We start from the raw sequence: 22,557 nt of genomic DNA, 5'->3' as shown, positions 1-22,557 counted from the left end.
TCACATGGAACTGAAAGATATCAAAGCCGTCTATTTCGTCGGAGCCGGCGGCATCGGCATGAGCGCTATTGCGCGCTACTTCATGCGCAAGGGCCTCGTGGTGGCCGGCTACGACAAGACACCCTCGGCCCTGACCCGCCAACTCGAAAAGGAGGGCATGATTATCCATTACGAGGAAAATGCAGCCGAGATTCCACATGCCTGCCGCGACCGCCACTCGTGTCTTGTAGTCTACACTCCGGCTGTACCGGCCGATCATCAGGAGCTGCAGTTTTTCCGGGCCAACGGCTTCGAGATCGAGAAGCGGGCCCAAGTGCTGGGCATTCTCACCCGCACCCACAAGGGACTCTGCGTGGCCGGCACCCACGGCAAGACCACCACGTCGGCCATGTGCGCCCACATCATGCACCAGAGCCACGTAGACTGCAACGCCTTTCTGGGCGGCATCTCCAAGAACTACGGCACCAACTACATCCTCTCCGACAGCAGCGACTACGTGGTCATCGAGGCCGACGAGTTCGATCGCTCGTTCCACTGGCTCCGTCCGTGGATGAGCGTCATCACCGCCACCGACCCCGACCACCTCGACATCTACGGCACCAAGGAGGCTTATCTCGAAAGTTTCCGTCACTACACCGAGTTCATCCAGCCCGGCGGAGCCCTCATCATCCATACCGATCTGGAGATGCGGGCCAACGTGAAACCCGACGTGAAGACCTATACCTACAGCCGCGACAAGGGCGACTTCCATGCCACGAACATACGTATTGAGAATGGCGAAATCACGTTCGACCTGGTTTCGCCCGTGGAGGCCGTGCCCAACGTGCGCCTCGGCCAGCCCGTGCCCATCAATATCGAGAACAGCGTCGCTGCCATGGCCATGGCCCAGCTCAACGGCTGCACACCCGAGGAGCTGCGGTTCGGCATGGAAACCTACCACGGTGTGGACCGCCGCTTCGACTTCAAGGTTCGCAACGACCGCCATGTGCTGCTCTCCGACTATGCCCACCACCCGCAGGAGATACTCCAGAGCGCGCGCAGTCTCAAGGAACTCTACCGGGGCCGCAAGATCACGGCCATCTTCCAGCCCCACCTCTACACCCGCACGCGCGACTTCTGTGCCGATTTTGCCGACGCGCTGAGCCATTTCGACGAGGTGATTCTCACCGAGATCTACCCCGCTCGCGAACAGCCCATCCCCGGCGTCACCTCGCAAATCATCTTCGACCGGCTTGCCCCCGGCGTGGAGAAGAGCATGGTGCAGCGGGCCGATGTGCTGGATCTCGTGAAGCAGCGCGACTTCGACGTGCTCATCATCCTGGGGGCCGGCGACCTCGACAACGACGTGCCGCAGATGGCCCGCATCATCGAAGCCAAGAAATAGCCGATGCACATCAACTGGAGAAAGGTAGTCCTGGGTGCACTCGATGTGGTGCTTGGCGCCTACATCATCGTTGCCTTCACCGCGTTCAACAAGCCGAACGAGGCCGCCTACGTGTGCACCCAGGTCAACATCAACATCCAGGACGAGGCCACCAACGGCTTTATCTCGGCCGGAGAAATCAAGTCGCGGCTGGAGCGCAACCGGCTCTACCCGCTCAACCAGCCCATGAAGCAGGTCAATGCACGCCGCATTGAGGAGATGCTCAAGCTGAGCCCCTTTGTCAAAAATGCCGAGTGCTACAAGACGCAGGACGGCCACGTGTGCATCACCCTCACCCAACGCATGCCCACCCTGCGCATCAAAGCAGACAACGGCGAGGACTACTATCTGGACGACAACAACAGCATCATGCCCAACTCCCACTACACCAGCGATCTCATCATCGCCTCGGGACACATCAACCAGTGGTATGCGCGCAACTACGTGTCCCATCTGGCCAATGCCCTTACGGCCAGCGACCTGTGGCGCAACCAGATAGAGCAGATCCATGTGCTGCCCGACCACGGCATCGAACTGGTGCCGCGCGTGGGCGACCACATCGTCTACATCGGGCGGCTGCCCGAGACACGGCACACGGGTCAGCGGAAAAAGCTCGTCACCGACTACGTCAACCACAAGATGGACCGGCTGGAAAAGTTCTACAAATACGGCCTCTCGCAGGCCGGTTGGAACAAGTATGCCTATATCAACATCGAGTTTGACAACCAGATTATCTGTAAAAAACGAAGTTTGAACTGATTTATAACACATACCAATGGCAGAATTTATAGTAGCAATAGAACTGGGTTCATCCAAGATGACCGGTATTGCAGGCAAGAAAAACCTCGACGGAAGCATCAGCGTGCTGGCTGTCGTCAAGGAAGACTCTACGACCTGCATACGCAAGGGTGTGGTCTACAACGTGGACAAGACGGTGCAGACCATCTCCACCATCGTCAAGAAACTCGAGACCGCGCTCAAGGCCAAGATAGCTCATGTCTATGTGGGCGTGGGCGGGCAATCCATCCGCAGCATCAAGAACACCACGGTCAAGGAGCTGCCCCAGGACACCATCGTCACCCAGGACATGGTCATCGAGCTCATGGATGCCAACCGCAGCATGCAGTATCCCGAGCAGGAGATTCTGGACGTGGCCATTCAGGAATACAAGATTGACAACCAATACCAGCTCGACCCCGTGGGCATCCAGTGCCGACACCTCGAGGGAAACTTCATCAACATACTCTGGCGCAAGTCGTTCTACCGCAACTTCAACAAGTGTTTCGACAACGCCGGCATCGCCATTGCCGAGGTCTATCTGTCGCCGCTGGCCCTGGTCGATGCCGTGCTCACCGATGCCGAGCGCCGCGGCGGCTGCGTGCTCGTCGACCTGGGCTCGGACACTACCACCGTCTGCGTGTACAATAAGAACATCGTGCGCCACCTGGCCGTCATCCCTCTGGGCAGCAACAACATCACGAAAGACATTGCCTCGCTGCAGATGGAGGAGAAAGACGCCGAGCAGATGAAGCTCAAATTCGCCAGCGCCTACACCGACCCCAACGACATTGACCTAACCCAGACCTACCCCATTGACGGCGAGCGCTCGGTGGAAATGAGCAAGTTTGTCGACATTGTAGAGGCCCGCATGCAGGAGATTATCGAGAATGTGTGGTGCCAGGTGCCCAGCGAATACTACGACAAACTGCTTGGTGGCATCGTCCTCACGGGCGGCGGCTCCAACATGAAGAACATAGAGCGCGCCTTCCGCAACCACACCCGCCTGGACAAGATACGCGTGGCGCGCTTCGTGTCGCACACCATCCAGTCCAACCACCCGGCCATCACGGCCAAGGACGCCACCATGTGCACCGTGCTGGGTCTGCTCGCCCGTGGCGATATGAACTGCGCCGGCGACGAATTCAGCAGCACGCTCTTTGCCACCGACGCCCCCGCGGCCGCCCCGTTGGCCGACGGCCCCAAGAGTCCGCGCCCCCTCATTGAGACCGCCGGCAAGGGCATCGTGCAGACCGAGGCCGAGAAAGCCGAGGCCGAGAAAGCCCGGCTGCGCAGACTGCAGGAAGAGGAGGAACGGCGACGCGCCGAAGAAGCCGAGGAGGAGGAGCGGCGGCGCAAGCGCGAAAACTCCCTGCTACACAAGGTGTTCACCGGACTCAAGACTTTCGGCAAGAAGATGGTCGAGGACGAGGAAGACGACAAATAAGCCGCCCCGACGGGCCACGGCAGTGACGCACAACAGAGAATCACACCCATTTAAAGACAGCCAGATATGATGTCAGACAACAGCAACAACAATTACAATACTGAAAACCAGAAGCCGTCCATCCTCGACTTCGGCGACACCGACCAGAAGGACAGCATCATCAAGGTCATCGGCGTAGGTGGTGGGGGCGGCAATGCCGTGAACCACATGTACCGCGAGGGCATCCACGACGTGTCGTTCGTGCTCTGCAACACCGACGCCCAAGCCCTCAACGACTCGCCCGTGCCCGTGCACTTGCAGCTCGGCAAGGAGGGTCTCGGGGCCGGAAACCGTCCGGCGCGCGCCCGCGAGGCCGCCCTCGAGAGCATCGACGACATCCGCCGCATGCTCAACGACGGCACCAAGATGGCCTTCATCACCGCCGGCATGGGCGGCGGCACCGGTACGGGTGCCGCGCCCGTCATTGCCCAAGCCAGCAAGGACATGGACATTCTCACCGTGGGCATCGTCACCATTCCTTTCCGCTTCGAGGGCCCCAAGAAGATAGACCAGGCCCTCGACGGCGTTGAGGAGATGGCCAAGCACGTGGACGCGCTGCTCGTCATCAACAACGAACGGCTACGTGAAATCTATCCCGACCTCACGTTGCTCGACGCTTTCGGCAAGGCCGACGACACGCTGAGCGTGGCTGCCAAGAGCATTGCCGAGATCATCACCATGCACGGCATCATCAACCTCGACTTCCGCGACGTGCAGACCGTGCTCAAGGACGGCGGCGTGGCCATCATGTCCACCGGCTACGGCGAGGGCGAGGGCCGCGTGAAACAGGCCATCGACGACGCCCTCAACTCGCCGCTGCTCAACGACAACGACGTGTTCAACGCCAAGAAGATACTGCTCTCCATCAACTTCTGCGACGAGAAGAAAGACAATCAGGGCCTCATGATGGAAGAAATGAACGACGTGAACGACTTCATGGCCAAGTTCGGCGAGGACTTTGAAATCAAGTGGGGCGTGGGCACCGACCCCGAACTGGGCAAGAAAGTCAAGGTGACCATCCTCGCCACCGGCTTCGGCGTGAAGGATGTAGAGCCCATGAGCCACCGCGGCCGCCACTCGCAGGAGGAGGCCAACCGCATTGCCGAGGCCGAAGAGCGCGCTGCCGAGAAGCGCGACCGCCGCGACCGCTACTACGGTAACGACGTGAGCAACACGCAGCACAAGCGTCGGCCGCACATCTTCCTCTTCAGTCAGGCCGACCTCGACAATGAAGACGTCATCCTGGCCGTGGAGAACACACCCACCTACAAGCGCACGCGGCAGACGCTCGAGGCCATCCGCAACCAGGCCAACGGCGTGAAACTCGAGCCCGAACCCGAGGAGAATACAGACCCCACGCCGGGCATCATCAACTTCGGCGTGTAGTCTTCACCAGCATTGACAGAAAGGAAACAGCCATGGCAACACTATTCGACCAAGTGAGCAGCGACATCCGCACGGCCATGAAGGCGCGCGACAAGGTGCGCCTCGAAGCCCTGCGCAACATCAAGAAGTATTTCATCGAGGCCAAGACGGCCCCTGGGGCCAACGACACGCTCGACGATGCCGCCGCCCTGAAGATTTTGCAGAAGCTCGCCAAGCAGGGCGAGGAGAGCGCAGCCACCTACAACGGCGCGGGCCGCAGCGAGCTGGCCGACGCCGAACTGGCCCAGGTGGCCGTCATCAAAGCCTATCTGCCCCAGCCGCTCACCGAGGCGGAGGTCGAGGCCCAGGTGCAGGCCATCATCGCCCAGACCGGTGCATCCGGCATGAAAGACATGGGCAAGGTGATGGGCCAGGCCGCCCAACAGATGGCCGGAAAGGCCGACGGCAAGGCCATCTCCGCCATCGTGCGCCGGCTGCTGGCCTAAGCCCGCGGCCCGCGAGGCCTCCAACGCGCTACGTCCACGGCCTCATCGCATCGCCTTTACGCCGTAACCGCCGCGTCATTACACCGTAATGGCGCGGCGGTTACGGCGTTTTCGTAGGCCCGTTGCACCGTCAGAACAACTCGCGCAGCACGTCCAGCGACTTGAGTTCCGGGAAGCCGGCCACGTGAAGCCTGTAATAATAGAGGATAATCTCCGTGCAGCGGTTGCGCTCCTGACGCGACATGCGGAAGAAACGCATGTTGTCAAAGTCCATGCGCATGAGCAAACCGATGCGCGAGGCCTCGTCGGGACGCAGATAGTCGGGGTGGCCCGGCTGGCGCAGCACAAAGCAACCGTTGCGCAGATCGAACCATGCCCCGCGCACATTGTCGGCCAGATTGGGAAAGAAACCGATGAAGCGCGAGAGCCTCATCATGAAAACCAGATGGAAATTGGCGTAGCCCGATGTCACGTTGTCCAGCCAGGCGATGCTGCGCTCCACGTAGTCGTAGAGCTGTTCGTTCTGCAGTTCGCCGCGCGTGGCGTGCGTCAGGAACTCGGCAGTAAAGAGCGAAATGGAGAGCTTGGCCGCGTCGAACGGTATCGACACAAAGGGGGCGGCCAAGCGCAGGTCGCGAAAACGCTGCAGCTGCAGCGCCGGCCGGTGGTCGAACACCAGCTCGAGCACGGTGAGCGGCTGGAACAACTGCTTCTTCGTGCGGCCGCGGCCGGAGCGGCTCAGATGGCAGATAAAGGAGAGGCGGCCCTGCACGCGCGTCAGCACATCGACGATGAGCTGAGACTCTCCATATTTGAGCGCATGGAGCACAACAGCCCGGGTTCGGATTTCCATACGGTCGCAAAAATACGAAAAACCAAGCAATTAGCGAAAAATTCCGTCTGGAAATTTGGCCGGATAAAGAAAAAGTACTAACTTTGCACCCGCAAAATTAAAGCCGACGGTCCCTTCGTCTATCGGTTAGGACGAGAGATTTTCATTCTCTAAAGAGGAGTTCGACTCTCCTAGGGACTACCATTGAGAAAAATAAAGTAGAAACAAAGATGGCAAATCACAAATCATCACTCAAGAGAATCCGCCAGACCAAGGCGAGAACGCTGCACAACAAGTATTACGCAAAGACCATGCGCAATGCCGTTCGCAAGCTCCGCTCGCTCACGGACAAGGAAGAGGCCGCTAAACTGTACCCTGTAGTTCAGAAGATGCTGGACAAGTTGGCCAAGACCAACATCATCCACGCCAACAAAGCAGCCAATCTGAAGTCGAGTCTGGCCCTCCACGTCAACAAGCTCGGCTAAGCGCCGCTTGCACCGGTTCATACCATACAAGGTCGCATATCCTCGTGATACGCGGCCTTGAATCGTTTCGGTCCACAGGCTTCGCAGGGACGCGGCCCGTCGTCGGCCGCCCGTGACAATCCGCCGTTTGCACCGTAATTTCGGCGGCAAAGTTTTCTCGGTATGCCGATTTTTTAGTATCTTTGCATCAAACAATCGCAAAACAACAAATGGCAGACATTCTCAATTCGGAAGATAATTATTCAGCCTCCAACATTCAGGTGCTGGAGGGCCTTGAGGCCGTGCGCAAACGCCCGGCCATGTACATTGGCGACATCAGCGAAAAGGGTCTGCACCATCTCATCAACGAGACGGTGGACAACTCCATCGACGAGGCCATGGCAGGCTTTTGCCAGGACATCGAGGTGACGCTCAACGAGGACGGCTCGTGCACGGTGCAGGACGACGGCCGCGGCATTCCCGTGGATGAACACGAGAAACTGCACAAGAGTGCACTCGAAGTGGTCATGACCGTGCTGCATGCCGGCGGCAAATTCGACAAGGGCTCCTACAAAGTGAGCGGCGGTCTGCACGGCGTGGGCGTGAGTTGCGTGAACGCTCTGTCCAGCCACATGCTCTCTCAGGTCTTCCGCGACGGCAAGATTTACCAGCAGGAATACGAGAAAGGCAAGCCACTCTACCCCGTCAAGGTCATCGGCGAGACCGACCGTCGCGGCACGCGCCAGCAGTTCTGGCCCGACGCCGGCATCTTCACCACGACCACGTTCCAGTGGGACATCGTGGCCCGCCGCATGCGCGAGCTGGCCTTTCTGAACGCCGGCATCCGCATCACACTGACCGATCTGCGCCCCAACGACGAGGGCAAGACGCGCCGCGAGGTGTTCCACGCCAAAGATGGACTCAAGGAATTCGTGCGCTACATCGACCGGCACCGCACGCATCTCTTCGACGACGTGATCTATCTGAAGACCGAAAAGCAGGGCCTCCCCATCGAGGTGGCCATCATGTACAACACAGATTACTCGGAGAATCTGCACTCCTACGTGAACAATATCAACACCATCGAGGGTGGAACCCACGTCACAGGCTTCCGCATGGCCCTCACCCGCGTGCTGAAAAACTATGCCGACAACGACGCGCAAATCTCCAAACAGATAGAGAAAGCCAAGATTGAGGTGGCCGGCGAAGACTTCCGCGAGGGGCTCACGGCCGTGATTTCCATCAAGGTGGCCGAGCCGCAGTTTGAGGGCCAAACCAAGACCAAGCTGGGCAACAGCGAGGTATCGGGGGCCGTGAACCAGGCCGTGGGCGAGGCTCTGACCAACTATCTGGAGGAGCATCCCGTCGAGGCCAAGCAGATTTGCGAGAAAGTGATTCTGGCCGCCACGGCCCGCGTGGCCGCCCGCAAGGCCCGCGAGAGCGTGCAGCGCAAGAGCGTGATGAGCGGCGGAGGGCTGCCCGGCAAGCTGGCCGACTGCTCCAACAAGGACCCCAAGCAGTGCGAGATATTCCTGGTCGAGGGCGACTCGGCCGGCGGCTCGGCCAAGCAGGGCCGCGACCGCTACACGCAGGCCATACTGCCACTGCGCGGCAAGATTCTGAATGTGGAGAAAGTGCAGTGGCACAGGGTGTTCGAGGCCGAGTCGGTGATGAACATCATCCAGAGCATCGGCGTGCGCTTCGGCGTGGAAGGAGAGGACGACCGCGAGGCTAACATCGACAAACTGCGCTACGACAAGATTATCATCATGACCGATGCCGACGTCGATGGCTCGCACATCGACACGCTCATCATGACGCTCTTCTTCCGTTTCATGCCGAAAGTCATCGAGGAAGGACACCTCTACATTGCCACCCCGCCCCTCTACAAGTGCACCTACAAGGGCAAGGTGAGCGAATATTGCTACAACGACCAGCAGCGACAGGCCTTCCTCGACAAGTATGCCGGAGGCGTGGACGACGGCAAGAGCATCCACACGCAGCGTTACAAGGGTCTGGGCGAAATGAATCCCGAGCAGCTGTGGGAGACCACCATGGACCCGGGCCAGCGTCTGCTCAAGCAGGTAACCATCGAGAACGCAGCCCAGGCCGACGAGATATTCTCCATGCTCATGGGTGACGACGTGGAGCCGCGCCGCGAATTTATCGAGGAGAATGCCGCCTACGCCAACATCGACGCATAGGCCACGGGCCGGCGACCAAGGCCGGCCGTGCGCTCCACGGAGCACCCGCACAACGCTTGTCCCCCGGCAGCCATCCCCCGGCAGCCGGGGGACAAATGTTTTCCGGAGGGGCCGCCGGCATGATTTTTAAGGGAAGAACCATAAAAAGCAAGGCTTTTGCGTCCGAGTTATAGATATTCTCCGTATCTTTATCACAAGCTCAAATCTAAAGTGAAAACATCTATTTCCATTCTTAAAAGCAACACTATGAAAACAAGAAGACAGCTGCTCGTGCTGGCCGCATGGGTCATCGGCGCGGCAGCAGCACACGCCCAGCTGGGCATCATCAAGAAAATCAAGCAAACTGCAACGACTGCCCAAGGGGTTGTAGACATGGCCAACGGCGACCACAAGTTCAGCAACACCTTGGGACCGGAGGGCGTCTACCGCAGCCGGACGCGCCAGGTCATTCTCGACAAGACCCACGAGACGGGCGAGCTCAAGGGCAAGAAGGTCACCTACACGTTTGAAAAGAACGGCGATGTCGTGCTCGACGACGGACAAAAAGTGGGCCATATCCACGACAACGGCACGATCGACTGCCACGGCACCGCGGGCTACATCAAGCTGGAAAGCAACGGCGCGGTGAGTGTGGGCGGAGACAACATTGGCCATATCGACGACGGAGGCCATGTATATATGTTCGGAGTTGTCGAGGGCATGTACGAAGGCATGAGCAAACCACAGGCAGCTTTCCTCTATTATGGCATCTGCCAAACCAAGGAAAACATGGCCAAACTCAAACAGGAACAGGCCGAACGTGCCAGACAACGGGAAGAAGCCGCCAAAAGACGGGCCGCCATGGAAGCCTCGAACAATGCAGCGGGCCGCGGCGGCGGCTCCTCTCAGGGCAAAGCCCGCGAGTATAGCATCCAGAAAGGCGGTGCCCGCGGCTTCGTTGACGAGAATGGCGTGGTCTACAACTGGGCGCACAAAGTGGTGGGATGCCTGCCCAAGGGCAACGGCGACATCACCAACGCCAGCGGTTCGAGCATCGGCCGCATCTGGTCGGGCGACATCAAGGATCGTTCGGGCAACCTCGTCTGCCACGTTACCAGCGGCGGCTCCATCTCGGTGAGTGGCTCCAATGCCACCGTGGCCGAGGTGAGGGGTGGCGGACGCGTGGACACCACACAGGGCTCCAAGACGCTGGGCTACTGCGACTGCCGCAATCCCGTATGGACGGCAGCCATCATCTTCTGCAATTTCTTCGGCTTCTAAACACCGCGCGCACCCATCGCCGCGCCAGTCGGCACCATGACAGTCTGAACGGAAAGGGATTCCGACTCTTTCCGTTCAGACTTTTTTATGCCTTTAACTTTGGAAAATGGCGAAAAAAACGTACTTTTGCATCATTATCATGTAAAGGCTACGAAATGAAAACAATCCACTGCCTGACGTTCCTTTTCTTCCTGTCGTCCACCCCGCTGGCCGCCCAGACCCGACACCAACCCCTGCGCCTGTGGTACGATCGCCCGGCCACATGCTTTGAAGAGTCGCTGCCCATTGGCAACGGCAAGCTCGGAGCCATCATCTACGGCGGGCCCGACGACAACGTGATACACCTGAACGACATTACTTTCTGGAGCGGAAAGCCCGTGGATCTCACCATCGACAGCGACGCGCACGTGTGGATTCCCAAAATACGCGAGGCCCTCTTCCGCGAAGACTACCGGCTGGCCGACTCGCTGCAGCACCGTGTGCAGGGAGCCAACTCGCAGTATTACCAGCCGTTGGGCACGCTCCGCATCCGCGACCTGCAGCCCGGCGAGGCCTCCGGCTACTACCGCCAGCTAAGTCTCGACAGCGCCGTGTGCCACGACCGCTACGTGCGCGGCGGCGTGACCTACACGCGAGAGTACTTCGCCTCGGCCCCCGACAAGGTGATTGCCGTCCGTCTGCGGGCCTCGCGCCCGGGCATGCTGAGCTGCAGCATCGGCCTCGGCTCGCAGGTGGACCACGGCACAAAGACCTCCGACCGCCAGATCATCATGACCGGCAACGCCGCAGGAGACCCGCAGGAGACCATCCACTTCTGCACCGTGCTGCGAGTGAGCAACGACGGCGGCTCAGTGGAGCGCACCGACAGCAGCCTCATTGTTAAGGGGGCCAACGGAGCAACCATCTACTTGGTGAACGAGACGAGCTTTAACGGATACGACAAACACCCCGTGACCCAAGGGGCTCCCTACATCGAGAACGCCATGGACGACGCCTGGCATCTCGCCAACTACAGCTGCGACAGCCTGTTGAGACGCCACCTCGACAACTATCAGCCCATCTTCCACCGGGTGAGCTTCACCCTCGACGGCAGTCGCTACAACGCCACGCAACCCACCGACAGCATGCTGCGCGCCTACGGCAGCCAGCCCGCCTACGACCGCTACCTGGAGGCGCTCTACTTCCAGTTTGGCCGTTACCTGCTCATCAGCAGCTCGCGCACGCCGGGAGTGCCGGCCAATCTGCAGGGATTGTGGAACGAAAAGAAGAAAGCCCCATGGCGCGGCAACTATACCATCAACATCAATCTGGAAGAGAATTACTGGCCCTGCGACGTGGCCAACATGCCCGAAATGTTTGCACCGCTGGCCACATTCTGCCAGAATCTGGCCCAAACAGGCGCGCACAACGCCCGCAACTACTATGGCATCGGCCGGGGATGGAGCTGTGGCCACAACTCGGACATCTGGGCCATGACCAACCCCGTGGGCGAGAAGAGAGAGAGCCCCACGTGGAGCAACTGGAACATGGGCGGGGCATGGCTCATGCAAAATGTGTACGACCACTATCTCTACACCCAGGACCGCGACTACCTTTCCGGCACGGCCTATCCACTGATGAGGGGTGCCAGCGACTTCATACTGGACTGGCTGGTGCCCAATCCCCGGAATCCCGAGGAACTGATAACGGCTCCCAGCACGTCGCCCGAAGCCTACTACGTGACTGACAAAGGCTACAAGGGAGCCACCCTGTACGGCGGAACGGCCGACCTGGCCATCATCCGCGAGCTCCTCACCAACACGCTCGAAGCCGCGCGCACGCTGAACCGCGACAGGGCCTACCAAGACACGCTGCGCCACACGCTGGCCCGGCTGCATCCTTACACCGTGGGCCGGCAGGGCGACCTGAACGAATGGTACTACGACTGGGCCGACGAGGACACCTGCCACCGGCACCAAAGCCACCTCATCGGGCTCTATCCGGGTCACCAAATCACCGTGGGTGCCACGCCCCAGCTGGCCCAGGCGGCGGCCCGCTCACTGGAAATGAAGGGCGGGCGCACCACGGGATGGAGCACCGGATGGCGCATCAACCTGTGGGCCCGGCTGCACAACGCCAGCCAAGCCTACCGCATCTATCAGAAACTGCTGGCCTATGTAAACCCGGCCCACACCCAGAAACAGCACGGCGGAACCTTTCCCAACCTCTTTGATGCGCACCCGCCTTTTCAGATTGACGGCAACTTCGGCGGCACCGCCGGCGTGTGCGAGATGCTGATGCAGAGCGACGGCAAGACCATCGAACTGCTCCCGGCCTTGCCCGAAGCCTGGCCGGCGGGCGAGATTTGCGGCTTGCGGGCCCGCGGCGGCTTCGAGGTGAGCATGGGCTGGAAAGACGGACGCGTGACGTGGGCCGAGATTTCGAGCGGCAAGGGCGGCAAGGTGAACGTGAGCTACAACGGCCGGGTAAAGCCGATCAGCGTGGGCAAGGGCAAAACCAAGACGCTCTGATGCACCGGCTGACGCCTTTTCTGGCCCTGCTCCTGTGGGCGATGCCATCGGCCGCACAGGGGTTCGACACCCATTGGATAAGGATGCCGCAACCCGACAGCACGTCGCACGTGTGGTTTCGGCAGACCTACCTGCCCGCAGGCCGTGCGCGCGATGCCAGCATCACCGTCGTGACCACGGGCTTTTTCAAGCTCTACGTGAACGAGTGCAACGTGGGCCGGGCCCTCTATTACCCAGCGCGGGCCACGGGCGACGACGCTCCTGTGGCCATGACTTTCAACGTAACGCCCTACCTGCGCAGCGATACCGACGTGGTGGCCATTGCCTATTCGCCCGCCTGGCCGCATCTGAACTCCAGGCAAATCTCCGTGGCGTTCCATGGCCGTGCGGCCGACGGCACCCCGTTCTGCCACTGGAGCGACGGCAACTGGCTCTGCAGAAAGGCCAATTCCTGCCTGACAACCGACGGCCGCGAGCGGGTGGACGGTCGGCGGCACAACGCCGCATGGCGGACGGCATGGTTCGATCCGGCCTTGTGGGTCAGTGCCGAGACACAGGCCGACAGGTCCGACGAGCAGCCAGAAAGCAGTCTGCCAGCCGACAAGCACCGGCCAACCGACGGCGTTGCCCCACACATCGTACGCCGACGCGGCTGTTCCTACATCGAGACCGTGGGTAAGGGCGTGGAGCTGGAGTTCGGGCAGGGGTTCCACGGACGGCTGCGACTCACCCTGCGCAACGCCCTGCCGGGCGAACGTATCTGCATGGACGGACTGGAATATATCTGCAGCGGGGAAATGGACGAACAGGCCTGCCCGGTGTTCCTCACCCACAACTACCGGCGTCCACGGCTTACCGGCGACAGCCGCTTCCGGCGCGACCAAGTGACTGAAGCGGAAGCACTGGAGACTTCCTGCGCTTCCGATTCTCAAAGAAATACGTTACCTTTGCACTGATGACAGGGAAAATGACCAATCAGACAGAACTCAAGGAGATTACCGTAGAGAGTACACGGATAGCCAGCAACGGCAGCTACATCGATGATGACCTCGCGCTCGTGGACGATATTGCCCGGCTTCCTTTCCCCCAAGAGCCACGCCGCGTGCGCGCACTCATCCTGGCTCTCTGCACGAGTGGCAGCATGGAGTACAGCGTGGACACCATCAAACACACGGTATTTGCCGGCGACATCATCATCATCAACAGCGGACAGGTGACCGACGACTACCATAAGAGCCCCGACTGCACGGGCATTGCCTTGGTGATTTCAGACCAGTTCTTCTACGAAGTCCTCTCGGGCGTGCACGAAATTTCCTATCTCTTCACTTTCTCGCGCACGCATCCTGTATTCCATCTCACCGAGGAGGAAATGCAGAACACCGGCAACTACTTCCATCTCATCAAGCGCAAGGTGGACGACACGGGCCATCGGTTCCGACGCGACACGGTTCGCTCGCTCATCCAGGCCCTGATCTACGACACTGGCGATACTATCTCACGCATACAGGCAACCAGCCAAACCCTGGGAACGAGGGCTGAACACATCTACATTGAGTTCATGCGGCTGGTGGAACAAGAGTTCTATCATGAGCGGCGGGTGGGGTGGTATGCCCGCCAACTGTCCATCACGGCGAAATATCTGTCCGAAACCGTGAAGCAGGTGAGCCATCAGACGCCCAACGAATGGATAGACTACTACGTCGTGCTGGAGCTGCGCACGTTGCTGCGCAGCACCACAAAGAGCATCAAGGAAATCACGGAAATGATGCACTTCCCCAACCAAAGCTTCTTGGGGAAATACTTCAAGGAGCATGTAGGCGTAAGCCCTTCGGTGTTCAGGAAGAAGCCTCTGAAGACACTCTCCGCCTGATTTCTTCGCCCACCTCACACAATTCTTCATACCATGCCCGCCCAAAACGCCGGATGAGCGGCTCTTTCAGAAACTCGTAGATGCGCAAGTCGAGTTCCCGTCCTTTCTTCACGGCATCCCGACAAATGTCCCAACGATGATAGTTGAGCCCGACAAGGCCGCCACCGAACTGCTTCTCGCGAATGGGATAAAGGGCACACGAGATGGGCTTGCACCACGAGGTGCGCCCGTCATGGCACGCTCGTTCCAAGGCGCAAAGGCAGCAATTGTGGATGGTGTGGCCGTCTGTCCTGTCGTCCAAATCCTCATAACAAGTGAACACGCAATCCTTGCCGTTCACAATGCTCGTCACCAAGTCGCCGTCACGGTCGGCATAAGCCACGCCCTGTCGGTCGACCACGCTTTGGGCCGAAGCCGAAAGCTGGGGCCAAACCTCGTCGAGACAGGACTCAATGCTCCCTATCTCGTCGAGCGTTACCGGTGCGCCGGCATCGCCCTCAACGCAGCACCGTCCCTTGCAGGCATCGAGATCACAGCAGAATTTTTCGGTGAAAATATCGGGGGAAACCAATACGTCCCCTATCTGAAGAATGTGAAGTTCCATAAAACGCTATTCCAAACTCCCGCCTCATGTGGTTCCTACCACTCGATTTCAGCCGCTCCGTGCGCACGGAGATAGGCATTGCAGCGGGAGAACTGATGCTGCCCGAACCATCCGCCACGGTTGGCCGAGAGTGGTGAGGGGTGTACCGACTCAAGCACCAGGTTGCGCTGCTGGTCAATGAGATAGCGTTTGCTGCGTGCATAGCCGCCCCAAAGCATGTAGACAAGGTGTTCCCGATGGGTGCTCAAGGCCTTGATGGCTGCATCGGTAAACGTGTCCCAGCCCAGTTTCTGGTGGCTGTTGGCCTGATGGGCACGCACGGTGAGCGTGGCATTGAGCAGCAACACGCCCTGCTCGGCCCAGCGGCTGAGGTCGCCCGACTGGGGCATGGGCCGCCCGAGGTCGGTTTCTATCTCTTTGAAAATGTTGAGAAGAGAGGGCGGCATCATCACCCCCTCGGGCACGGAAAAGCTCAGTCCCATGGCCTGCCCCGGCTCATGATAGGGATCCTGTCCGATAATCACCACCTTCACCCGGTCGAAAGGACAGAGATTGAACGCGTTGAAGATCAGCCGTCCGGGAGGATAGCACGCTCCCCGGCGGTACTCTTCGCGCACCGCCGAGGCAAGCGCGGAGAAATAAGGCTTGGCAAACTCGGGCTCAAGTTCCCGATGCCACGATGTCTCGATGTTGACCATACGGATTGGCAAGCATATAAAAGATAACAGATGCGCGGCGACGCACACCGGGTACATCCGCCGCGACATCTGCAAAGAGCATGCTAATTAGTCCTTAATCAGGTTTTCACCCGTCATGTCGGACGGCTGTTCCAGCCCCATGATGTGGAGGATGGAGGGGGCCACATCGGCCAGACGGCCGTCCTTCACCGTGGCCGAGTTGTTGTTGGTCACGTAAATAAAGGGCACGGGATTCAGAGAATGGGCCGTATTTGGCGAGCCATCGGGGTTGATGGCATTGTCTGCATTGCCGTGGTCGGCAATGATGATGGCCTCATAATCATTGGCTTTAGCAGCCTCGATCACGTCGTGTACGCATTGGTCCACCGCCCAAACGGCCTTGGCAATAGCGTGGTAAACACCGGTGTGCCCCACCATATCGCCATTGGCAAAGTTCACCACAATGAAGTCGTACTGCTGGGTATTGATGGCCCCCACCAGCTTGTTCTTCACCTCGAAAGCACTCATTTCAGGCTTCAAGTCATAAGTAGCCACTTTCGGCGACGGCACCAAGATGCGGTCTTCACCGGCAAAAGGCGCCTCGCGTCCACCGTTGAAGAAGAACGTGACATGGGCATATTTCTCGGTCTCAGCCGTATGGAGCTGGCGCAGTCCATGCTTGGAGAGGTACTCGCCAAGCGTGTCTTCCACGTTCTCCTTGGGGAAGAGCACGCCCACGCCCTTGAAGTTGGCATCGTAAGGAGTCATGCAATAGAACTTCAAGTCCTTGACGGTGCGCATGCCCTCCTCGGTCATGTCCTGCTGGGTGAGCACCTGCGTGAGTTCCTTGGCACGGTCGTTGCGGAAGTTGATGAAGATAACCACGTCGCCTTCCTGAATGGTTCCGTCCACGTTGGCGTTGCTGATGGGCTTGATGAACTCGTCGGTCACGCCCTCGGCATAGCTTTCTTCCATGGCCTTCACCATGTCGTCGGCCTTCTTTCCCTTGCCCTCGACGAGCAGGTCGTAGGCTTCCTTCACACGGTTCCACCGCTTGTCGCGGTCCATGGCATAGAACCGACCGACGATGCTGGCGATGTGAGCATCGTTGGCCTCGCACACTTTCTGGACATCCCCAATGAATCCTGCACCGCTCTTGGGGTCGGTGTCGCGGCCGTCCATGAAGCAATGCACGAAGACATTCTTCAGTCCATACTCCTTGCCCACCTCGATGAGCTTGAACAGATGGGCGAGCGAGGAGTGCACGCCACCCGTCGAGGTGAGTCCCATGAGGTGGAGCTTCTTGCCCGTTTTCTGGGCATAGCTGTAAGCCTCGACGATTCCTTTGTTCTTCAGGATGTCGCCACTCTGGCAGGCCTTGTTGATTTTCACCAAGTCCTGATACACGATACGGCCGGCGCCAATGTTCAGATGGCCCACCTCGGAGTTGCCCATCTGCCCGTCGGGCAGCCCCACATCTTCGCCGCAAGCCATGAGTTGAGAGTGTGCGCTCACTGCGTACAGATAGTCGAGATAAGGTGTCGGTGTGTTGAAAATCACATCGCCCTTACCATGCTTGCCGCATCCCCATCCGTCGAGGATCATCAATAAAGCTTTCTTTGCCATAATATTCTTTTGCTGTTTAATGTTTTAAAACTGTCGTTAACCCAAAGGGTTATGCAAAGTTACCACCTTTTCGCCTACTGGCAAAATCTAAATCCATAAATTGATTTAAAGCTGCGGTTTTGCCGCAGACACCACTTCGGCAGCCAGCCGCCCCATCTCTTTGTATCCGGCTGCATTGGGATGCAGACAGTCGGCCAGCCGCCACTCGGGGCGCAAGGCCTGTGAGTCGGACGGATCGCGCATGAGCCGGTCGAAGTCGATCACGCCGTCGGCCTCTTTCTGCGTGCGTATCCACTCGTTCAGCCACTGTCGGCCGGCCTCGTGGTTGGCCGAAAAATAACCCGCCCCCTTCATGGGCGTGATGGTGCCAAGGTAGACTCGCAAATGGGCCCGCCGGCATTTCTCCATCATCTGCCTGTATTGCTCGGCCAGTTCACGAGCCGTGACCAGTGCGTCACGGCTGTTGCCCAGGTCGTTGATGGCCTCAAAGATGATGACGTCTGTCACGCCGGGCTGCCCCAAAATGTCACGGTCGAACCGGTCGCGGCCGGGCTGACCGTAGCCCACGGACAGCACCCGATTGTTGCCTATCCCCAGATTGAGCACCCCAAACTGCTTGCGAACGCCGTCTTCCTGCTGCTGCCGGCCGGCCGGTTCACCGTTCAAGTTGAAGCTCATCTCGTCGGGCCATCGGTTCTGGTGGTCGGTGGTGGAGCCCTTGCCGTCGGTGATGCTGTTGCCCAGAATGGCAAACGTGCGCACATCGTTGGCATAGACGGCCAGCGAGGAGATGTTGAACCATTTCTCATAACGGAATGCCCGCGAGAAGTCGGTATGCGGCTTGCTGCTGCCTCGCAGGATATACGAGGTGGTGCGCGACCCCATGTGCACCGTCGGCACCTTGGGGGCCCGGCGGTAATTGATGGTAATGGCCACACGCTCCAGCGGACTCAAGGCAAACCGCTCGGCATCCGAGCAGACGCGCTTGCCGGGTGCCAGCGTCACCTCCTCGCGCCCCTCGAAGTGCAAATACTGCGCCGTGGCGGGGTCGATGCGAAAGGAGTCGAGGGCATGGGCAATGTAGACGGAGCGTATCTCGACGGGCTCCGTGGAGAAGATGTTGGACAGTTCGAGACGCAGGATGTCGCCCCCAGCCGACACTTTCACGATTTGCCGCACCGAACGGTTGGTCATCTCGTTGTTGTAAGGCATGTAGGCCTTCACCGGAATCTGCATGGCCGTGGCCCACGTGCCTGTCCAATGGCCGGTCAGGCTGGGCAACGGACGGGGACGAACAGGTAGTGGCGGTTGGGCCGTGGCCGCTACAACCACGACCGACAGCAGGAGCAACAACAGTTTTCTTTTCATAAGACGGGCATGCTATCTCACCACCTTCCGGCCGTCCTGTATATAGACTCCGTGGGGCAGACGCTGCAAATCGACGCCCACATACTGGCCGCCGAGTGTATAGATGCGGCCGTTGCGCAAGCCGTCCTGCGGCCTACGCTCCACGGCACGGATGCCCGTGGCCAGCGGCCGCTCCACCAACACGTCGTCCAGGAAGAAGCGATTGCTGGGCGAGAACGTGAGCGAGGCGCTGCCCTTGCCGGCCAGCCTGAACTTGTAGACCTCCCACTGCCCCTTGGCCATGGTCAGCACGGTGTCCGTGGCGTTGCTGCCCACGAAGCGGGCATTGCCGCCATTGAGCGTGAGCAACAGCTGCATGCCGTCGCGGCGGGCGTCCCACCCGGCCGCACGGAAACTCAGGGCCACCGTGTCGCCGGGCAGGGTGAACGCGGGCGAGGTGACCATGCCGCTGCCCACCGAGGCCGAAGTGCCGAAGCGGGCACACTGCTTGCCGCCATAGGCGTGGACATAGTCGGTCCAACCGGACAGGTCAGGCGTGAACATGGCCGAAGCCACCTGGCCGTTGAACTGGTTGTCGTTGCCGCCATTGCCGGCACACTGGTCGAACGTTTCGTGCAGCAGCACCTCGGTGGACGGGTCAACGACCGTGCCTCCACCCGACGCCCCGTTGGCGCGGAAGCGGAACGTCATGAGGCCCCCACCCTGCTGCTGGATGCCGAGCAGCGCGCCGTCCATCAGCTTTTTGCCGGAGGCATTGCTGTGATAGAGCCGGGCGGCGGGCACCGAAGTGGCCGTGAGCGAATCTTTCTGGCCGTAGGGATAGAGGTCGGTTTGCTGACTGGTGTAGGTTGTACTGTTGTCGGCATGGAAGATGGTGAGCCGCTGGTGGTTGTTCTTGGTGTAGGAACTGCTGCCGGTGGTGTTCACCTCATTGTAAAACCATATCTTCTCATCATAGTCTACATGGGTCACCAGCAGTCCGCGGCCGGGCAACGCTGTGTCCCAGCCCGTGCGCTGGCGGTTCTCCACCAGGTAGTATTCGTCATCGTGGCCGTCGTTGCGGATGATGTAGCTGGCACCATGCTCGCTCATCGGCTTCATGTCGGCCACAAGGGTGTCGGCTTTCAGCTCCACGGGCTGCAGCCATCCGGCCACCATCTTCTCGTAGGCCGTGTAGCCGGCCGGTCGGTAGCTGTCACCGTTGTAGCTGCCGCTGCACATCAGGTCCCAGTCGCCCATGCCGAAGTTGCTGCCTTGGCTGGAGGTGTCGTAGAAGTCGGGCAGCCCCAGACAGTGGGTAAACTCGTGGCACATGGTGCCCACGCCCGCCGTCTTGCCGGCGTAGTCGAGTTCGTTGGAACAGGCATAGGTGTCCACCTTCACGCCGTCGAGTTCGAGCGGCTTGCCCATATGCTGGATAAGTCCACGGCTGTCATAAACGGTCGTGGCCGAGCTGATGGTCCACTCGTGGGGCCACACCACGTCGTCGTCGCCTTGGGTTCCGACAGAGCCCGTACCGTAGTCGGCCTCGCCATGACCGGCATAGAGCACGTAGACCTGGTCCACATAGCCGTCGCCATCCCAGTCGTACCGGCCGAAGTCCACCGAGTCGGCGGCCGCCTCACAGGCCTCTTTCACCATCTCCACGGCATGGGGCTCGTTGCCCTCGCCGTCGTTCTTGCCATAATAGGCATAGCCGTTGGGCAGCTTCACGGGGCCAACCACATCGAAGTCGAGCACAAACCGACCATTGCTCTGGGCGAGAAAATAGTCTTTCACCGAGCCTTTGAAGTTGCCCTCACGGAATCCCAGCTCGTTGGCCACCCGCGTAAAGAAGACCTTGTCGTTGGCCGTCTGGAAACTTTTGTCCGCAAACTCCACCAAAATCACCAGTCCACGCCGGTTGCCCTCGTAGAGTCCTTGGTTCGTCTTGACCCGGCGCAAGGCAGCCCGGCGGCGTGTCTGCACCCCCTCGCGGCGCACCTGCGCCCGGCGGCGCATGGCACCCATGGCCTCTGTGTCTATTTCGCGGAAACGGCCGTCGCCGTCGGGCAGGAACCGCCGGCCGTCGGCCGACTGCCAGTAATGCAGGTGTTCGTCGCCGCGTAGCTCCACGCGCACGGTGTTTCCGTCGCTGAGCGTGGCCGTGCGCCACACACCCCGGCGGGCGGGCACGGCATTCAGGGCCAAGGTCGCAAGACTCAAGACCAGTGTCATGAGTATCTTTTTCATCTGTATTTCTGAATAAACATTCGTTCGATTCGTTCTCCTTGCAAAATTACCACTTTCCGACGAAAGCGCAAAGAACGCGTGCAGGAAAATAAAAAACGGGCTTTTCTTTTGCCAATACACCGCTTTTCGCTATCTTTGCCCCATAAGCACAACGAAGCATGGATACACAAAAATACCCCATCGGCATACAGAATTTTGAAAGTCTCATCGCTGACGGCTACACCTACGTGGACAAGACCGAGATGGTTTACCGGCTGGCCAGCATGGGCCGCTACTATTTTCTGAGCCGTCCGCGCCGCTTCGGCAAGAGTCTGCTCATCTCCACCTTCGAGGCTTACTTCGCAGGACGCAAGGACTTGTTCCAAGGACTGGCCATCGAGAAGCTGGAACAGGAGTGGACACAATACCCTGTGCTCCATCTCGACCTCAACTCGCGGAACTACGATTCCGCCCATGCACTGCGCGAAGAGCTGGCCAAACACCTGGAGCTTTGGGAGAAAATCTATGGCGATCAGCACCAGTCCAAAGCCTTGGAAGAGCGGTTTTACCACATCATACGGATGGCTTTCGAGCAGACCGGCCAGCGCGTGGTGGTGCTCGTGGACGAATACGACAAGCCCTTGCTGCAGGCCATCGGAAACGAAAACCTGCAGGCCGAGTTCCGTGCAACGCTCAAGGCCTTCTACTCCGTGCTCAAGACGCAGGACCGATACATCAGGCTCGGATTCCTCACGGGCGTTACCAAGTTCGGAAAGGTCAGCGTATTCTCAGACCTGAACAACCTATTCGACCTCTCCATGGACGAACGCTACCAAGCCCTCTGCGGCATCACCGAGGAGGAGATTCACCGCTACTTCGAGCCCACGCTCCACCAGCTGGCCGGGAAAAACCGCATCACCTATGAAGAGGCGTGCGACAGGCTCAAGCGGCGTTACGACGGATACCACTTCGTCGAGGGGGGCGTCGGCATCTACAACCCCTTCAGTCTGCTCTGCACGCTGGACACGCTCAAGTTCGGAAGCTACTGGTTCGAGACCGGAACACCAAGCTATCTCGTCGAGTTGCTCAAGCAGGACGGATACCCGCTGCCCAACCTCACCGAGGAACAGGTGTCGGCCGACTTCCTCAACAGCATCGACTCCGTGTCGCAAAACCCCATCCCCGTCATCTACCAGAGCGGTTACCTCACCATCAGGAGCTACGACGAGGAGTTCCAGCTCTACCGGCTCGGCTTCCCCAACCAGGAAGTCGAGGAGGGGTTCATGCGCTACCTGCTGCCGTTCTACACGCACGTGACAGCCGGGGAGTCGGTGTTCAGCATCGCCAAGTTCGTGCAGGACGTGAGGCAGGGAC

18 protein-coding genes and 1 tRNA gene are annotated in these 22,557 nt (G+C 59.5%); 13 read left to right on the top strand and 6 right to left on the bottom strand.

Annotation, left to right across the window (positions count from 1 at the left end; genetic code table 11):
- Window positions 1-4 precede the first annotated feature (4 nt).
- The 5 genes from murC (at window position 5) to L888_RS0105375 (ending at window position 5,557) form a co-directional block, all read left to right on the top strand.
- Window positions 5-1,384: a UDP-N-acetylmuramate--L-alanine ligase gene (gene murC, locus L888_RS0105395; protein ID WP_027952138.1), complete on the top strand. Its 1,380-nt coding sequence runs from the start codon at window positions 5-7 to the stop codon at window positions 1,382-1,384.
- A gap of 3 nt (window positions 1,385-1,387) precedes the next feature.
- Entirely contained in the window at window positions 1,388-2,182 is a 795-nt protein-coding gene (locus L888_RS0105390; RefSeq protein ID WP_005845733.1) for a hypothetical protein, read from the top strand.
- Between the two features lie 16 nt (window positions 2,183-2,198).
- Entirely contained in the window at window positions 2,199-3,647 is a 1,449-nt protein-coding gene (gene ftsA / locus L888_RS0105385; protein ID WP_027952137.1) for a cell division protein FtsA, read from the top strand.
- Window positions 3,648-3,713: 66 nt separating this feature from the next.
- Window positions 3,714-5,072 carry a cell division protein FtsZ gene (gene ftsZ, locus L888_RS0105380; RefSeq protein ID WP_084567342.1) on the top strand — a complete coding sequence of 453 codons (1,359 nt, stop codon included), beginning with the start codon at window positions 3,714-3,716 and terminating at the stop codon, window positions 5,070-5,072.
- Between the two features lie 32 nt (window positions 5,073-5,104).
- A complete protein-coding gene (locus L888_RS0105375; protein WP_005845727.1) occupies window positions 5,105-5,557 on the top strand; it encodes a GatB/YqeY domain-containing protein in 453 nt (150 codons plus the stop codon).
- A 130-nt stretch (window positions 5,558-5,687) separates the two neighbouring features.
- On the opposite strand, the gene recO is transcribed toward L888_RS0105375, so the two are convergent.
- The gene (gene recO, locus L888_RS0105370; RefSeq protein WP_027952135.1) at window positions 5,688-6,410 is read right to left on the bottom strand and encodes a DNA repair protein RecO; all 723 of its coding nucleotides are present in this window, start codon (window positions 6,408-6,410) and stop codon (window positions 5,688-5,690) included.
- A 108-nt stretch (window positions 6,411-6,518) separates the two neighbouring features.
- On the opposite strand from recO, the gene L888_RS0105365 reads away from it, so the two are divergent.
- The 7 genes from L888_RS0105365 (at window position 6,519) to L888_RS0105335 (ending at window position 14,697) form a co-directional block, all read left to right on the top strand.
- Window positions 6,519-6,593, top strand: a tRNA-Glu gene (locus tag L888_RS0105365).
- Window positions 6,594-6,619: 26 nt separating this feature from the next.
- Complete coding sequence (gene rpsT, locus L888_RS0105360; protein WP_005845723.1) at window positions 6,620-6,874, top strand: 30S ribosomal protein S20; 255 nt, start codon at window positions 6,620-6,622, stop codon at window positions 6,872-6,874.
- Between the two features lie 209 nt (window positions 6,875-7,083).
- Window positions 7,084-9,057, top strand: coding sequence for a DNA topoisomerase (ATP-hydrolyzing) subunit B (gene gyrB / locus L888_RS0105355; protein ID WP_005845721.1), 1,974 nt, complete (start codon window positions 7,084-7,086; stop codon window positions 9,055-9,057).
- 246 nt (window positions 9,058-9,303) lie between these two features.
- A complete protein-coding gene (locus tag L888_RS0105350; protein WP_027952134.1) occupies window positions 9,304-10,317 on the top strand; it encodes a hypothetical protein in 1,014 nt (337 codons plus the stop codon).
- Window positions 10,318-10,472: 155 nt separating this feature from the next.
- On the top strand, window positions 10,473-12,827 hold the full coding sequence (locus tag L888_RS0105345) for a glycoside hydrolase family 95 protein (protein ID WP_027952133.1): 2,355 nt from the start codon (window positions 10,473-10,475) through the stop codon (window positions 12,825-12,827).
- On the top strand, window positions 12,827-13,783 hold the full coding sequence (locus L888_RS0105340; RefSeq protein ID WP_027952132.1) for an alpha-L-rhamnosidase N-terminal domain-containing protein: 957 nt from the start codon (window positions 12,827-12,829) through the stop codon (window positions 13,781-13,783). The genes L888_RS0105345 and L888_RS0105340 overlap by 1 nt, the downstream gene beginning before the upstream one ends.
- 11 nt (window positions 13,784-13,794) lie before the next feature.
- Window positions 13,795-14,697 carry an AraC family transcriptional regulator gene (locus L888_RS0105335; protein ID WP_027952131.1) on the top strand — a complete coding sequence of 301 codons (903 nt, stop codon included), beginning with the start codon at window positions 13,795-13,797 and terminating at the stop codon, window positions 14,695-14,697.
- Here the strand turns inward: L888_RS0105335 and L888_RS0105330 are convergent.
- From L888_RS0105330 to L888_RS0105310, 5 genes are all read right to left on the bottom strand, one after another.
- Complete coding sequence (locus tag L888_RS0105330; protein ID WP_027952130.1) at window positions 14,663-15,301, bottom strand: DUF3109 family protein; 639 nt, start codon at window positions 15,299-15,301, stop codon at window positions 14,663-14,665. The genes L888_RS0105335 and L888_RS0105330 overlap by 35 nt on opposite strands.
- Before the next feature lie 35 nt (window positions 15,302-15,336).
- Window positions 15,337-15,999, bottom strand: a complete 663-nt coding sequence (gene ung / locus L888_RS0105325) for a uracil-DNA glycosylase (protein WP_005845710.1) — start codon at window positions 15,997-15,999, stop codon at window positions 15,337-15,339.
- A gap of 87 nt (window positions 16,000-16,086) precedes the next feature.
- Entirely contained in the window at window positions 16,087-17,604 is a 1,518-nt protein-coding gene (gene gpmI, locus L888_RS0105320; RefSeq protein WP_027952129.1) for a 2,3-bisphosphoglycerate-independent phosphoglycerate mutase, read from the bottom strand.
- A gap of 105 nt (window positions 17,605-17,709) precedes the next feature.
- Window positions 17,710-18,972, bottom strand: coding sequence for an SGNH/GDSL hydrolase family protein (locus tag L888_RS0105315; protein ID WP_027952128.1), 1,263 nt, complete (start codon window positions 18,970-18,972; stop codon window positions 17,710-17,712).
- Window positions 18,973-18,984: 12 nt separating this feature from the next.
- Window positions 18,985-21,204: a M6 family metalloprotease domain-containing protein gene (locus tag L888_RS0105310; RefSeq protein WP_027952127.1), complete on the bottom strand. Its 2,220-nt coding sequence runs from the start codon at window positions 21,202-21,204 to the stop codon at window positions 18,985-18,987.
- A gap of 158 nt (window positions 21,205-21,362) precedes the next feature.
- On the opposite strand from L888_RS0105310, the gene L888_RS0105305 reads away from it, so the two are divergent.
- On the top strand, window positions 21,363-22,557 hold a 1,195-nt coding region (locus L888_RS0105305), incomplete at its 3' end, for an ATP-binding protein (RefSeq protein ID WP_027952126.1).

The sequence above is a fragment of the Hallella seregens ATCC 51272 genome (assembly GCF_000518545.1).
GTDB lineage: Bacteria > Bacteroidota > Bacteroidia > Bacteroidales > Bacteroidaceae > Prevotella > Prevotella seregens.
Note: the sequence above shows the minus strand (reverse complement) of the source record. Positions and strands in the feature narration are given on the sequence as shown.